General features: G+C 66.6%; 12 protein-coding genes. 6 read left to right on the top strand and 6 right to left on the bottom strand.

The annotated features are described in order from the left end of the window. The first annotated feature begins 114 nt into the window (after positions 1-114). The 5 genes from H7J86_RS29200 to H7J86_RS29220 all read left to right on the top strand — a co-directional run bounded on the left by H7J86_RS29200 (position 115) and on the right by H7J86_RS29220 (position 6,766). Positions 115-1,158 (top strand): DUF917 domain-containing protein, encoded by a 1,044-nt coding sequence (locus tag H7J86_RS29200; RefSeq protein WP_267295207.1) that lies wholly within the window; start codon positions 115-117, stop codon positions 1,156-1,158. Next, positions 1,151-2,593: a helix-turn-helix domain-containing protein gene (locus tag H7J86_RS33475; RefSeq protein WP_267295209.1), complete on the top strand. Its 1,443-nt coding sequence runs from the start codon at positions 1,151-1,153 to the stop codon at positions 2,591-2,593. The genes H7J86_RS29200 and H7J86_RS33475 overlap by 8 nt, the downstream gene beginning before the upstream one ends. 122 nt (positions 2,594-2,715) lie before the next feature. After that, positions 2,716-4,053: a purine-cytosine permease family protein gene (locus H7J86_RS29210; RefSeq protein ID WP_267295211.1), complete on the top strand. Its 1,338-nt coding sequence runs from the start codon at positions 2,716-2,718 to the stop codon at positions 4,051-4,053. After that, positions 4,050-5,618 carry a hydantoinase/oxoprolinase N-terminal domain-containing protein gene (locus tag H7J86_RS29215; protein ID WP_267295213.1) on the top strand — a complete coding sequence of 523 codons (1,569 nt, stop codon included), beginning with the start codon at positions 4,050-4,052 and terminating at the stop codon, positions 5,616-5,618. The genes H7J86_RS29210 and H7J86_RS29215 overlap by 4 nt, the downstream gene beginning before the upstream one ends. 5 nt (positions 5,619-5,623) lie before the next feature. After that, entirely contained in the window at positions 5,624-6,766 is a 1,143-nt protein-coding gene (locus H7J86_RS29220) for an S-methyl thiohydantoin desulfurase family protein (RefSeq protein WP_267295760.1), read from the top strand. A 371-nt stretch (positions 6,767-7,137) separates the two neighbouring features. On the opposite strand, the gene H7J86_RS29225 is transcribed toward H7J86_RS29220, so the two are convergent. The 3 genes from H7J86_RS29225 to H7J86_RS29235 form a co-directional block, all read right to left on the bottom strand. Next, positions 7,138-7,848: a sulfite exporter TauE/SafE family protein gene (locus H7J86_RS29225; RefSeq protein ID WP_267295215.1), complete on the bottom strand. Its 711-nt coding sequence runs from the start codon at positions 7,846-7,848 to the stop codon at positions 7,138-7,140. 450 nt (positions 7,849-8,298) lie between these two features. Further along, positions 8,299-9,153 carry an SDR family NAD(P)-dependent oxidoreductase gene (locus H7J86_RS29230; protein ID WP_267295217.1) on the bottom strand — a complete coding sequence of 285 codons (855 nt, stop codon included), beginning with the start codon at positions 9,151-9,153 and terminating at the stop codon, positions 8,299-8,301. Positions 9,154-9,213: 60 nt separating this feature from the next. Next, complete coding sequence (locus H7J86_RS29235) at positions 9,214-10,074, bottom strand: SAM-dependent methyltransferase (protein WP_267295218.1); 861 nt, start codon at positions 10,072-10,074, stop codon at positions 9,214-9,216. A 153-nt stretch (positions 10,075-10,227) separates the two neighbouring features. Between H7J86_RS29235 and H7J86_RS29240 the strand changes: the two genes are divergently transcribed. Further along, positions 10,228-10,896, top strand: a complete 669-nt coding sequence (locus H7J86_RS29240; RefSeq protein WP_267295220.1) for a TetR/AcrR family transcriptional regulator — start codon at positions 10,228-10,230, stop codon at positions 10,894-10,896. Between the two features lie 328 nt (positions 10,897-11,224). On the opposite strand, the gene H7J86_RS29245 is transcribed toward H7J86_RS29240, so the two are convergent. Genes H7J86_RS29245 through H7J86_RS29255 form a run of 3 tightly spaced genes read right to left on the bottom strand, consistent with a single transcriptional unit; the run spans position 11,225 to position 14,507 of the window. After that, positions 11,225-12,004 carry a creatininase family protein gene (locus H7J86_RS29245; RefSeq protein ID WP_267295222.1) on the bottom strand — a complete coding sequence of 260 codons (780 nt, stop codon included), beginning with the start codon at positions 12,002-12,004 and terminating at the stop codon, positions 11,225-11,227. After that, entirely contained in the window at positions 12,001-13,332 is a 1,332-nt protein-coding gene (locus H7J86_RS29250; RefSeq protein ID WP_267295223.1) for an FAD-binding oxidoreductase, read from the bottom strand. Before H7J86_RS29250 ends, H7J86_RS29245 begins: the two co-directional genes overlap by 4 nt. Then, positions 13,329-14,507: an ABC transporter substrate-binding protein gene (locus tag H7J86_RS29255; protein ID WP_267295224.1), complete on the bottom strand. Its 1,179-nt coding sequence runs from the start codon at positions 14,505-14,507 to the stop codon at positions 13,329-13,331. Before H7J86_RS29255 ends, H7J86_RS29250 begins: the two co-directional genes overlap by 4 nt. Between the last annotated feature and the right edge of the window lie 34 nt (positions 14,508-14,541).

Consider the following 14,541-nt stretch of genomic DNA (forward strand, 5'->3'; position numbering starts at 1 on the left):
CAGGCCGTGTTCTGCAGGACGGCGCCATCGGGGTCGCCTACGGTTGGGGCATCGACGACGGCGACATGGTCACGCTGCGGCTGACCGTCGCGGAGAACTGATCGGGCGGAAACCATGTGGCACCTGAGGCGGGACGATCTGGACACCCTCGCCACCGGCGCCGCGCTGCTGGGTTCGGGCGGCGGCGGCCAGCCGTACTGGTTCCGGGCGTTGGCGGCCCATGCCTTCGGTGAGCGTGAGGAGCTGCCGGTGCACGACATCGATGACCTGCCCGCCGACGCGCTCGCCATCGCCACCGGCTTGGTCGGATCGCTGCTGTCGTTCCACGAACGCTCACCTCAGGGCACCGAGTTCACCCGGGCCGTCGACCGGGTCCGTCGCGAATTCCCGGATATGCCAGCGTGTGTCACCAACTACGAGAGCGCGGGCGCCAACATCTTCGCCGCCCTGGTGGTTGCGGTTGCCGGTGCGCTGCCGCTGGTCGACTGCGACGGCATGGGCCGGGCGCTGTCCTGGCTGGATCAGACGACCTATGACGTCGACGGCGTGTCCATCGCGCCGTTCGTGTGCACCGACAGCTATGGGCGCACCGTGCTCTACGAAGACGTCCGGGGGCGCACCGCCGAGGAATTCATTCGCGCCGCAGCGGTGTCCATGGGCGGCTGGTGCGCGTTCGCCGGCTATCCGGCGACGCTTGAGCGGCTGCGCACCGCCGGCATCCCGGGCACCCTGCGCCGGGCACTGGCACTGGGCCGCACGGTCGCCGACGCCGAACCGCGCGTCGTCGTCGACGCCCTGATCGACCAGCACGGCGCTCGCCGCGTCGCCACCGGTCGCGTTGCCGACGCCCGCTGGCGCCGGATCAGCGACGGCGGTATCGGCTCGGTGGTGATCCGGGGCTCCGGCGATGCCGCGGTGGTACGCGTGGAGGCGCGCAACGAGTTCCTGATCGTCGTGGTCGATGGCGAAATCGTCGCCAGCACACCGGAGATCATTTGTCTGATGCGCACCAGGGACGGTCGTCCGCTGCAGGCCGAGACGGTGCTGGCCACCGGGACCGAGGTCGACGTCGTGGTGCTGCCCGCCCCGCCGCGCTGGCGGGAGCCGCGGTTCCACCACAAGGTGACACCGGCGGCCTTCGGGGTCATTGGTGTCTGACATCGCCACCGTGCGAGACGTGCTCGCCCTACCCGACCTCGCCGGTGCCGAGATACTCGGCGGCGCAAACGGATTGGACCGGCCCGCTCACGATGCCCACATCATCGCCCCACGCGCTGAGCGCACGGTGCCCGAGCACAGCGTCGCGTTCCTCACCTCCGGCGACAGCCTCGCCACCGAGCTGTCGCTGCCCGGCCTCGCCGAACGCCAAACGGCCGCCGTCATCGTCGAGCACGACGTGTTGGTCTCCACCCGCTGGCTGGCCGATCGGTTCGGCTTACCGCTGGTACGACTGCCGGCCGACCGCTGGGAAACCGCGCTCGCCGTCCGCGTCCACCTGCGCCGGCCGCTGGCCGAGCGGGGCCTCAAGTGCGCGGAGGCGGCGGCGCGGTTGGCGCTGGCCGACACCCCGTCGAGCGTGGCGAAGACACTGTCCGGCGTGCTCGGTCACCCAGTCAGTGTGCTGGGTCCGTCGGACGTCGTGCTCGCCGGACCGGGCGGCGCACCGAACGGCACCATCACCGCGTCTACTCCGCCGGGTCGAGAAGCCGGTGCACGGCTCACCTGCGCGGTACATGCACCGAGTGGCCTGTCCGACGGCCACGTCGAGACCATCCGGGCGGTCGCCGGTCTCGGACTGCTGCGGTTGTCGGCCTGGGCGGCCCGGTCGTCGTTGTCGGCGGCCTGGGACCAGGCGAGCCAGGGCGCGCTGCTCACTCACCTGCTCACCACCGGGACCCTCGACGGCCCCCGCGCTGAGCAGGCGGTCGCGCTGGGTTGGCAGCTGGAAGGGTTCCATACCGCGGTCATGGTGCGACCCGAACACGGCCGGGTCGACCGCTCCCTGGTCCTGACCGCGCTGCAGAACGCGCTCGTCGCCGTCGGTTTGACGGTGCCCGCGGTGCCGCTGGCCGAGGGCTGGGTCTGGTGGACCAGCACCCCGGCTCGGCCCACTGATGCGCAGCAGGCGTTGCGGGCCAACGAGGTTCGCCAGATCGTCGCCGACCTCGCCGAGCACGACATCGCGGCGGGTGTGGCCGGTGCGGACTACGGCATTGCCGGGCTGGTGCGCGCCATCGACGATGCGGCACGTCTGTGCCGGATCGCCGGGCATGCTCCGGGCCGGCGTCCGGTCGAGACGGCCAGCGACGCGAACCCGCGCCAGTACCTGCTGACCGCGGTCACCGATGAGCAGGCCCGGCAGCGCGCGCAGTTGCTACTGGAGCCGCTGCGGTCGGCGGCCGACGATGCCCTGCTCGACACGCTCAACGTGTACCTGCTGTCGGAATGCTCCACGGCGGCGGCGGCGCGACGGCTGGGTGTGCACCGCAACTCGGTGCTCAAGCGGCTCGACCGCATCCGGTCGCTGCTCGGCGTCGACCTCGACGACGACGACACCCGGCTGGCCCTTCGCATCGCCTGCCGGGCCCTGTGATTCCCGGCAATGCCGACGTCACCGCGGGTAACGCGCCACGTCCGACCCGCACTCAGAACTGCACGCCGGGTGTGCACTGTGCCCACTGACGGCACCGCTCCGGCGTCGTAGCCTCAGCCGTCATGACCACCGAAAACACCTCGGTCGTCGCACCCGTGTCGGAGCACGGTGACGACTATGCGCTCACCCGCGTGCCCGCCGAGGCGCGCCATCACTGGTTCAGTGTGTGCATCCAGCGCTTCGGGCAGCTGTCCTGCCTATCGCAGTTCATGCTCGGCGCCGCGCTCGGCTTCGGGATGACCTTCACCAACGCGATCCTGGCCGTGGTGCTCGGCGCGGTCATCCTCGAAGTCGTCGGCGTCTTCACCGGCATCATCGGGCAGCGCGAAGGCTTGTCGACGTCGGTCATCGCCCGCTGGACGGGTTTCGGCCGCTGGGGCTCGGGGCTCATCGGTATTGTCATCGCGCTCAGCCTCACCGGCTGGTTCGGAGTGCAGACCGCGGTCTCGGCGGAAAGCCTGAAGACCATCATCCCGGTGGGGCCGATCTGGCTGTGGTCGCTGTTGTTCGGGCTGGCCGTCACCGCCATCGTGGTCTATGGGTTCAACTCGATGGCGTGGGTGGCGTACGTGACCGTGCCGGCGTTCATCCTGTTGGCAGGCTATCTGGTGATCGCGAAACTCACCGAGTACGACCTCGATTCGCTGGTCTCAGGTCAGCCGGCCGGGCCGGTGCTGTCGCTGGGCGCCGGCGCGACCCTGGTGGCCGGCGGCTTCATCGTCGGCATGGTCACCACCCCGGACATGACACGGTTCAACCGCAGCGCCCGCGACGTGGTGAAGCAAACCCTGCTCGGCGTGACGCTGGGCGAGCTGGTCATGTGCCTGGCCGGCGTGCTGCTCGCACATGCGCTGCGCACCGACAGTGTGGTCGACATCGTCACCAGCAGTTCGGGTTTCGTCGGCACACTGATCATCATCTCTGGCACACTCAAGATCAACGACTGGAATCTCTACTCGTCGACACTCGGGATCGTCAACGCCCTGCAGACGTCCTTCGGCGTGGTGGTGAACCGTCGCATCGTCACGATCATCGTCGGGATCGCCGGATCGGTGCTCGCAGCGCTCGGCATCCTCGACCACTTCATCGACTTCCTCACCGTGCTGGGCGTGGTCATCCCGCCGATCGCCGGCATCATGGCCACCGAGTACTTCCTGGTGCGGACGTGGCGTGCCGAACTCGACCGCAGCGCCGCCGGCCTGCCCGCCCAGGAGCCGACCCTGGTCATCGGGACGCTGGTGGTGTGGTTGCTCGCCGCCGCCGTTGGCTATTACGTCACCTGGGGTATCTCGTCGCTCAACTCGTTGGTCGTGGCGATGGTGGGCTATTTCCTGTTCGCCAAAGTCGGTCTGCTGAAACCCCTGTCGATTCAGCCGTCGCGATTCGGGGTCGCCGCGTGATCATCGGCATCGACGTCGGCGGCACCAACACCGACGCTGTCCTGCTCGACGACGGCGTGGTGATCGCTGGCACGAAGACCCCGACCACCGCCGATGTCACCTCGGGTATCACGGCCGCCGTGGGCCGGTTACGGGAGCTCTCCGGTGCGGATGTCGGCACCGCCACCGCGGTGATGATCGGCACCACCCACTTTGTCAACGCGCTCGTCGAGGGTCAGCGGCTGAGTCCGACCGCGGTTATCCGGCTGGGCCTGCCCGCCGGCTCCGGTCTGCCGCCGCTGGTGGGCTGGCCGGCGCGGATGGTCGGTGCGATCGCCGGTCAGGCCTACATGGTGCACGGTGGCCACGAATTCGACGGCCGGGTCATCAGCGCCCTGCGCCCGAACGAACTGCTCGACGCGGTCGACAAAGCGCTGTCCAACGGCGCCCAGAGCATTGCGATTTCGTCGATCTACTCGCCGGTCAATGCGGAGTTCGAGTTGCTCGCCGAGGATCTGATCGCTCAGAAACATCCTGGCGTGCCGGTCACCCTGTCCCATCAGATCGGCCGGCTGGGGCTGCTGGAGCGGGAGAACGCCGCGGTCATCAACGCCGCGTTGCGCGGCCTGGCGCGTGACATCAGCGCTGCGTTGACGAAGGCCATGCACGATCTGGGCATCGATGCGCCACTGTTCGTCTCGCAGAACGACGGCACGGTGATGGACCTGGACTTCACCCGCCGCTATCCGGTGAACACGTTCGCCTCCGGGCCGACCAACTCGATGCGCGGTGCGGCGTTCCTGTCCGGGCTCGCCGAATGCGTCGTCGTCGATGTCGGCGGCACCACCACCGACGTCGGGGTATTGCAGAACGGCTATCCGCGGGAAGCCGCGCTCGAGGTCGAGGTCGAGGGAATCCGCACGAATTTCCGGATGCCGGACGTTCTTTCGGTCGGGCTGGGCGGCGGGTCGCGGGTACGCGAGGGCGGTCACGGTGTCCCTGACGGTGTCACGGTGGGCCCGGATTCGGTTGGCTACCGCATCGGCACCGAAGCGATGGTGTTCGGAGGTTCGACGTTGACGGCCACCGACATCGTGGTCGCCGCCGGGCTGGCCGACATCGGTGACGCGACGCTGGTCGCCGGTGTCGGCGATGCACAGATCCGGGCGGCGCTGGCCGCGGTGCGGCGGATCCTGACCGACACCGTCGACCGGATGCGGACCTCCGCCGACCCGGTCGATGTGGTGGCTGTCGGCGGTGGCTCGATTCTCGTTCCCACGCAACTGGATTGCGCGCGCAGCGTGCACCGGCCGGAGAACTTCGCGGTCGCCAACGCCATCGGCGCGGCCATCGCGCAGGTCGGCGGCGAGGTCGACCGAATTTTCAGCGTGCCTGCCGGCCAACGCGAGGCGGTGCTCGACACCGCCAAACAGGAGGCAGTAGACCGGGCGATGGCGGCGGGTGCGGCCCCGGCGTCCATCCAGATCGTGGAGGTGGACGAGGTGCCGTTGGCCTACTTGCCGGGCAACGCGGTGCGGATCCGCGTCAAGGCCGTCGGTGATCTGCCGATGGGAGCCCAGACGTGAGCCGCATGCTGACGCCGGAGATGTTGGCGGACATGGCGGCCGGTGCGGCGATCATGGCGACCGGCGGCGGGGGAGACCCCCTGGTGGGCCGGTTGTTGGTACAGCAGGCCCTCGACGAGGGACTGACGGTCGAGATCGTCGACCCGGACGAGTTGGACGACGACGACTTCGTCATCTCGACCGCGATGATGGGCGCCCCCAGCGTGGTCGTCGAGAAGCTGTCGAATGGCAGCGAGGCGGTGACGTCGTTGCGGACGCTGGAGGCGCATCTCGGTCGGACCGCAGACGCGACGGTGCCGATGGAGTGCGGCGGGCTGAACTCGATGATCCCGCTGCTGGTGGCCGCCCGGGCCGGTATCCCGGTGGTCGACGCCGACGGGATGGGCCGGGCATTCCCCGAGCTGCAGATGGAGACGTTCGGCGTCTACGGCATTGCCGGGTCACCGCTGGTGATCGCCGACGAGAAAGGGGACACCGTCCTCGTCGACACCGGCGACGACAACGTCCGGATGGAGCGCTTGGCCCGAGTGGTCACTATCGAGATGGGCGGTGCGTCGTTCATCGCCGAGTATCCGATGAGTGGTGCGGACCTCAAGCGGACGGGCATCCCGCGCACGCTGTCGCTGGCAGCGCAGATCGGCCGCGCGATCCGGGAGGCACGGGTAGCGCATGCTGACCCGTTCGCGGCGTTGGTCGCCGCGGTCCGCGACTCGATCTACGGTTACGCGACGTCGCTGTTGGAAGGCAAGATCGTCGATGTCGAGCGGTCGGTGGTCGGGGGTTTCACCCAGGGCCGCGTCACGTTGGCTCCGTTCGACGGGGGTGAACTTCTCACCATCGACTTCCGTAACGAGAACGTCGTCGCGCGCCGCGGTGAGCGCGTCGTCGCGGTCGTTCCCGACTTGATCACGGTGCTCGACCTCGAGACCTGCACGGCGATCACCAGCGAAGCGTTACGTTTCGGTCAGCGGGTACGGGTCGTCGGCATCTCCACCCCGCAGATCATGCGCACGCCGGAGGCATTGGCGGTGTGGGGCCCACATGCATTCGGCGTGGACCACCCCTGGGTACCGCTGGAGGAACTGACCGCCCATCCGACGCCCCGCGACGGCCAGCTCACCTCGATACCCGCGCCACCGTCGCGCTAAGCCTCGAGCGTCCACGTCCGACGCTCGGGTCCCTGGGGCCTCTTGAAACACGGCATCGTCCAACAGGTCGAGGTAGCAGCGACACGAACCTGACAGATGCAACGCAACGAATCCCAATGGAGACGACGCAAGCCGAGGACGATACGAGGAGCGCACGACGACTAAGGGGTGGTGATGGGTAGAGGAGGGCAGGGGAGGTGCTGTCCGCCTGCAACAGGAAAGGCCAACGCCACGTCGCCTTCGATGCTCACCCGGACCCGGCGGATTCTTGACATCGTCGACCTCTCCAGGTGTGGATAAGAGTTCGGATCAAGGGTCATTTTGCGGATGCCCGTCGGCGCGCTGGGCGTGTTCTACCGCATCCCGAATGCTCAGTACGTCACCGCCGAGACCAGCATGCCACAAGCGGCGGCCACCAGCACGGCGTCAATGAGCAAGGCGTACGTCCTCGGGTTCGCACGCCGCACGAGGCCACGGACCATGAAAGGCCCTATCGCCATTGCAGTTCCGATGACCAGACCGTGAACGATCATCGTGGCGTCGAGCGCGTTCATCTCTCCGAACGTCGCTGTCTTGCCGATGTACAGCACGACCGCTGCCGCGGCCTCCGAGCCTAGAAACGCACCACCGCTGAGGCCGTAGCCGGTGAAGATCGGAACGCTCATCGGTCCGGTGGACAGAATCAGCCCGGTCAAGAATCCGACCGCGGCCCCCGCAAAGGCCATCTGCCACAGCCGGACACGCCACTGACGAGCCGCCGCCAACCGTCGAAGCGGGATCATCGCGAGGAAGAAGACCACTAAAAGCCCGTCGACGAGGCGTGGTGGAACAGTCATCAGCGTGTGAGCACCGAACACCGCCGCAGGAGTACCCGGTATCGCGTAAACCAGCACCGGGCGCCACTGGATCACGTTCCGCCACGCTGCAACCTTGGCCACGTTGCCTGCGATCGAGGCGATGGCCATCACGGGAACGGCGGTGCGGGGACCATCGGCCATTACCAGAATTGGCAACAAGATCAAGGACGAGCCGGTGCCGACCACACCGCCCAGCGCGCCCGCGCCGACTGCGATGAGAAACAAACCGAAAAGAGTAAGCATGCTGGACCTTCTCGGCGGCGCAGGGTGCACCGCCGGGAGATCCTCCAGGCTTTTGTCCTTTAAGATGACCGCGGCACATCGGGAGTCGCGGTGGCGTCGCTCGGACCAGGCACGCGGACGTCGGAACCCTAGACGCTGTCGGAAAAGAACATACCAGCGCTGTGGTGACCACAACCGGATCGTCCAGGTGTCAGCCGATCGACGACCCGAAAACGCGGATCTATCCCGTGCCGTGATCGGCGAACTGCACATAGCGAGGCGTCCACGGCGATCGGTATGGGCAATCGGTAGCGCGCGGCGCACTTTGCCGGTGACCCGCCATATTCGATTCCGCCGTGTTCGTCAGGTGTGCACCCGAAGAACTGGTGTGCTCTAGTGGTCGGTGATCGCGAGACGACGACCTCAGGCTGCGCTTGGAGAGTGCGCGGGCTGTTAGTAGATGTCGTGGTAGCCCTTGCTGCTGAGGAGTTGGGCGGTGGCGTTCCACAGTTGGTGTCGGGCGCCCGGGTCATCGGCGGGTGCTACGGGTGTGATAGGCCGGGCATTCTTGCCGGTGTAGTAGAACCCCGATTGCAGGTCGGTTTCGGTGGCAATGCGTGTGATGAGGTTAGCGCCGTTGTGGGGGTCACCGATGCGTAGTGTGCGCAGGATGCGTTCCAGTGGTGCAGCGAAGCGTAATTCGCGGCCCAGCCCGGTGGTGTTGAAGCCAGGGTTGAGGCACATTGCTTTGACGGATGTTTCGCTAACTCGAGTGGCTAGTTCGAGGCTGAACATGATGTCGAGCAGTTTCGTTTTGCCGTAGAGCGGTGCCGATTGCAGGGGATTGAATGGTTCTGTGTCGTTGAGATCTGCGGGTATCCGTAGGCTGCCGTGGCGGCGAGAGGCCTGGGAGGCCACGGTGACGATGCGGGCGGCGGGGGCGCGTTTCAGGGCGGGTAGGACGGTGCCGGTGAGTAGCCATGGGGCGAGGTAGTTGACGGTGATCATCTCGGGGAGCCCGTCGACGGTGGTGCGTTGACTCATGGTGTGTACGCCGGCGTTGTTGATCAGTACGTCGATGCGCGCATGGCGGTCGTTGATCGCCTTTCCGGCGCTGTGGGTGCTGGCCAGGCTGGTGAAGTCGGCATTGATGACATCAATGATGGCGGTCGAGGCGACCTGCCGGATGCGGGCGATGGTCTGCTCGGCGCGTTCGGGATTTCTTGCGGTGAGGACGAGATGGGCGCCTCGGCGGGCGAGTTCGATGGCGGCGAGTTCGCCGATTCCGCTGGTGGCGCCGGTGATCACGATGACTGGTGGGGAGGGGGCGGCATTTTCTGGGGAGTTCGAGGAGGTTGTCACGAGGTGTTACCGCGTTTCCGGTCGCGTGGCGTTCAGGTAGATGACGTCTCCGAAGGGCACCTCGCCGTGGCCTAGTGGTGCCAGCCCGCATGTCGGGAGCAGTTCGGCGGTGCTCACCGCTTCAACGGTCCATCCCCGCGCTGTCAGGTAGGGCTCGATGCGGTGGCGGTCGCCGAGGTAGACCAACTCACTGAGATCGATGTCGAAACCCAGGGGCCTCCAACGTTCGGTCAGCGTCCGGGTCATCGCCTGGATGTCCTGAGCGGTCATCGTGGTGAAGTTCGGCAGGCCGTCGGTGGCGAATCGACTGCCAGGGGCGCTGTTCGCGGTGACCGCATCCAGCAGCTGATCCTGGGCCTCAGGGGGGAGATAGCCGAGCAAGCCTTCGGCGATCCAGGCAGTGGGCCGGGACGGGTCGTAGCCCGCGTCGCTCAAAGCTTGGGGCCAGTTGTTGCGCAGGTCAACACCCAGCGGGCGGTGATCGACAGTGGGGGTGGCGCCGAGAGAGCGCAGTGCCTGGGTTTTGAATGCCACGACGTCGGGTTGGTCGATCTCGAACACGGTGGTAGCTGGGGGCAGCGGCAGCCGGTAGGCGCGGGTGTCCAAACCCGAGGCAAGAACGACGACCTGCCGAATTCCGCCCTCACCGCCGCGCAGGAGAAAATCGTCGAAAAACCATGTGCGCACGGCTATTCCATCGGTGAGCCGTCGCAGTGCTGTGGGTTCGTCGTCTGCCAGTTCCAGGTCACCGCTAGCGAGACGCGTGAAGAAGTCGGTGCCGACCGCGCGTACGAGTGGCTCGGCGAACGGGTCGTTGATGATCGCTTGGGGGGCTCTGGTCGCCACCGCCCGAGCTGCGGCAGCCATCGTCGCAGTCGCTCCGACACTGGTTGCGGGGCTCCACGAATCCTCTTCTGTACGCACTGTCGAACTCCATTCGTTGCATGGCTTGACGACCAGCGGGGGCCGCGGGGACTACGATGATGAAACTTCAACCGAATCTAATGTTAGACTCAGTGCATGTTAGCAGTCTCCTCGCCAGGGCCATCCGGCCGTTCGCGGGCTGCCCGCAGCGCCCCCGAGTTCGGGCAGGGCGCCGAACGGCCATTGGGCCTACGGGAACGCAAGAAGCTTCAAACCTGGCGAGACATCCGTGCCGCCGCCACTCGGCTCTTGGAAGTGCACGATTACGCCGACGTCAGCATCGATATGATCGCCGCTGAGGCCAATGTCTCCCGTGCCACGTTCTTTAACTACTTCGCCTCCAAGGACGCCGTGGTCTTTGACGCCGACCCCTCCGAACTCGCGGCCTATCTCGCGCTCCTCGATGCCCGCCCCGCCGCTGAGCCGGTATGGAACTCGCTGCAGCACATCCTCGTGGGAACCGTTGACTCGGTCAGTGAGCAGATCGAAGTCCAACGCCACGTCCTGCAACGCAACCCGGCACTGGCTAGCAGCGGGCGAACCTTTGGCGACCAGTTCCGACACGCCCTCACTTGGTGGGCGACCGATCGCGCGATCGCCGCCGGCAGCACGCCGTTTCATGCCGCATTGCTCGTCGCAGCGGCCGACGCGGCCGCCACCACCGCCTACCGTTCATGGGATCCCGCCAACGGCGCCCAAGCGCTGCGTGACCTGCTCACCGCAGGGTTCGACATCGTCGGCGCAGGCTTCACTGGGGTCGGGTGACCGCGGAGCTCATGTAGCCACCAAGCGTGAACGCGGCTCGCAACCGCCTGCGGTACAACGAGAGCCGCGCCGATCTCCGCGCGCGCGGTTGAAGGCCAGGACAGTCTCGCCGAGGTGGCGCATCGTCGAAGTACGGTTGCGTTTGCCCGCCAATGCAATTGGCCAAACTACCAACAGGTCATTAGCACTTCTATCTACTTTGGACCCGGTGCACCCGCCCGTGATCGGTGACTCCGGCACCGGCCGCTCGGGGAACCTCCTGGCCGGGCGTGATCACCGGTACTCCTCAGTCGCGCAGAATCGCCGCCGAAGTCGCAGGCGCTCGAGATCAATGGCGGGCCCGCCCCGGGTCGAAGGTGGAGATCTCGCCGAGTGCCGCTACCAACGCGTCGACGCGTTCGTGGAAGAGCGCCGACCCGGTGTCGGCGTCCGCTCCGGTGGGATCACCGACAACCCCCGACTCGGCGAAGTCGGTGGAGAGCCAACCGAACTTGACCGTCTTGGTGAAGCCGACATGGGTGGCGTCGGCAACGGCGTCGGCCACCGCGGGCTTGGCCTTGTCCATGTGGACGAGGTCGGGCCGCAGATGCAGCATTATCGACGTCTCGGCCCAGCCCGCATGGATGCCGAGCCCGCGTTCGGTCGGGCCGGGTTGTGCGGGACCGGAGGCGAAGAACGTCTGAAGATCGAACTGGCGGCGCAGTTCCCGTGCGGCCACCTCGATGAGCGCAGAGTTTCCGCCGTGCGCGTTGACGATGAGGAGTCGGCGGGCCGGGGTTCGGGCGATCGACGCCCCGATGTCCACGAGGGTGTCGAACAATGTGGAGTAGCGGAGCCAGATCGTGCCCGGAAGGCGTGCGTGTTCGTCGGATTTGGTGTAGCCGAGGGCGGGCAGCAACCAGACGTCGTGTCCGGCGTCAGCACCGAGTTCCACAACTGCCGATGAGACCGCCTCTGCCACAATGAGATCAGTGGCCAACGGCAAGTGAGGTCCATGCGGTTCGATGGCACCGGTCGGAAGGACGAGCACCGAGTCCCGCGACAGTGCAGTCGCAATCTGCTCCGTGGTGAGCTCGGCGTAACGCCGGCTCGACTTGTTCGCGGTCACATCCACCTCCCGGGATTCAGCAGCCCCTTCGGGTCGGTGGTGCTTGCCAGGGCCCGGACCCGCTCGGCGTCGAGGTCGACATACCACTGATGCGGGGAGTGCACACCGACGCCGAGTTCCTGCAGCCTCCCGACGCCTTCGATCACCTGCTCGGGACTGCGGTAGATGCCGTTGAGCATCCCTGACATCGTCTGGTGGCCGACCTCGAGGTGCAGGTTGCCGCCCTCGTAGACCTCTTCGACCTCGTCCAGCCGGGTCACCAGCGCGTTGCCGCGGCACTCCATGTGAAACCACTTGTCTGGCTGCGCTTTCTGGAGCCACCAGGTGGGATGATTGTAGGAGAGCGTGGACAGCTTGATCGTTTCTGCGCCGCCCTCGCGGACTGCCTCGACGCGTCCACCGGCGCTCACGAGTAGGTCGTTGGCCTCATCGACGGCGCGGGCGTCGAGAATGCCCCGCACACTCGCGCGACCGTGAACCAGCGCCGGGTCGGCAGGCAGGGCGTTGACGATCAGTGGGCCGTCCGCGGACAGTAAGCGCGGCTTCGGCTCGATCGCCGAGACGGCCAGGGCCGCCTGGAACGCGTCGTGGTGCGAGCTGAAACTGACGTAGACCGAGCGCCAGTCCTGTAACGGTTCCGCCCGGACCGAAGCGCCCACGATGATTCCGGCGACTCCGTAGGTGTGCACGAAGGGTTGGGCGTCGTCACCCTCAAGATGGATGATTTCGGCGTCGTCGGTGCCGTACACCACATCGAGGGCTTCGACGAAACCCTGGTGATTGCGCCCGTGGACTATGGTCCCCGTGCCGGCCGAACCACCGGCCAGGAAGCCGCCGAGGGTGGACTGCACCGTCGACGGATACATCCACAGCTGGCTGCCGTTCGCCCACGCCCTCTGCTCCAAGTTGATCATTCGGGCGCCAGGCTGAGCGGTGATCGCACGATCGCTGATGGAATGGATCTCGGTCAGGGACGTCATGTCGAGGACCATTCCGCCGAATCGCGGGATCACCTGTCCGTAGTTGCCGGTGCCCTTGCCACGCGTGGTGATCGGTACACCGCGGGCGACGGCGGCGCGCACGACGGCCGGGATGACGTCGACGGTGCGCGGGTAGCAGACCAGGTCGGGCCTTCCGAGATCCTGAGCGGACAGGATGGGACTCATCCCCGACCCGTCGACGGCCGCCCGTTGCAGGGCACGGGGAAGCGTGCTGATGCCGCGGGGGCCGACGATGGCGAGCAGGTCGTCGGCGAGCGCATCCACGTCCTCCTGTCCGAATGCGGGTCGGCCGTCGTCGGTGCCGATGGCCACGACCGGGGCTGTCACGACGGGAGCCCGATCGACGTGTCGATGAACCGATTGGTCGAAACTGCCGCGGGTTTCAGGCCGTCGGCGGGCGGCGTGCCCTGCTGGGTGAAGATCGGCGTGGTCACGTCGATGATGCGCTGTACTCTGGCCTCGTCCATATCGCCGATGGTGTTGTTGTTGCCGTTGCCGACGAGCTTGAGCTCTTTCATTGTCTGCACGGCGTAGTCGGCATTGCGCTGGGAGTACACCCATCCGGTGTTGTACTGCGCGACCGCGTCCAGAATCACCTTGTCAGCGCCTGCCGGCGAAGCGAGGTAGTCGACCGCACCCCGCTGCAAGACGGGGACGAGCTTGGTCAGGCAGGCGGCATTCTTCTCCAAGTCGGCACTGCGCACGGACAACGCCAGCTTGTAGATCGGATAGCCCACGTCGTGGATGAGCTGATAGTCGACCGGCTTTTTCCAGCCCTCGATCTCTTCCTGATAGAGCTGGGGTTCCGAACTGGCGTAGCCCTGCTGGGCCGCCTTCCCGCCGTCGGCGACGAAGTTGGCGGGCGTGCCGTCGTAGCTACCGTCGACCTGATCTCGCGAGAGGATACCGGCGCCGGTCAGGAAGCTCATGTAGGTGGAGCCCTCGAAGTACAGCACCCGTGCGTTGACTGGTTTGAGGCCCGCAATGTCTTTGACTTGAGGATAGGTGGCGGGATCCCACATGATCATCTGCGGGCTGATGTCGAGTGGGGCCATCACGGCGGTTGTCGGGTTGGACCGTGAGTTCTGAATGGCCTGGTCGGTGTCGACGTAGCCCAGCAATATCTCGGGGTCGGAGTACATCTGGGATGTCACCGACTGGAACCCGATGGCCGGTCCGCCGGCGCGGATCTCGATATCGACGCCGGTGTACCGCCCGCGGTCGAACAGGGGTCCCGTGACGCGCTTGTTCTCAGCGTTGATCTTGGCGTCGGGACCGAGGAGCTGATACAGGTGACCGTGCTCGGCCTCGGGGTTCCAATCGGTCTGGATGACGACCTTTGCCGGGCAGCTCCCGCGTAGGTCGACCGGACCGACTTCGCCTGCGTATCCCGAGGATTCGGCACTCTCGTCGGAGCCACAGGCAGCGGTAAGGGTGATGGCCACGGCCATGGCCGCGACTCCGGTGCGTCTGGACAGGCCACGCCAGGTGTGGGTGTTCATGCCTTCTCTTTCTGTGCGGTGGCGGTTTGGTGGA

The organism is Mycobacterium hackensackense (assembly GCF_025822555.1).
GTDB classification, from domain to species: Bacteria; Actinomycetota; Actinomycetes; order Mycobacteriales; family Mycobacteriaceae; genus Mycobacterium; species Mycobacterium fluoranthenivorans.

Excerpts from the sequence above, each read along its gene's own strand:
- H7J86_RS29200 (WP_267295207.1), top strand. The coding sequence starts at position 115 with ATGTGGCACCTGAGGCGGGACGATCTGGACACCCTCGCCACCGGCGCC.
- H7J86_RS29210 (WP_267295211.1), top strand. The coding sequence starts at position 2,716 with ATGACCACCGAAAACACCTCGGTCGTCGCACCCGTGTCGGAGCACGGT.
- H7J86_RS29220 (WP_267295760.1), top strand. The coding sequence starts at position 5,624 with ATGCTGACGCCGGAGATGTTGGCGGACATGGCGGCCGGTGCGGCGATC.
- H7J86_RS29235 (WP_267295218.1), bottom strand. The coding sequence starts at position 10,074 with ATGGCTGCCGCAGCTCGGGCGGTGGCGACCAGAGCCCCCCAAGCGATC.
- H7J86_RS29240 (WP_267295220.1), top strand. The coding sequence starts at position 10,228 with ATGTTAGCAGTCTCCTCGCCAGGGCCATCCGGCCGTTCGCGGGCTGCC.
- H7J86_RS29255 (WP_267295224.1), bottom strand. The coding sequence starts at position 14,507 with ATGAACACCCACACCTGGCGTGGCCTGTCCAGACGCACCGGAGTCGCG.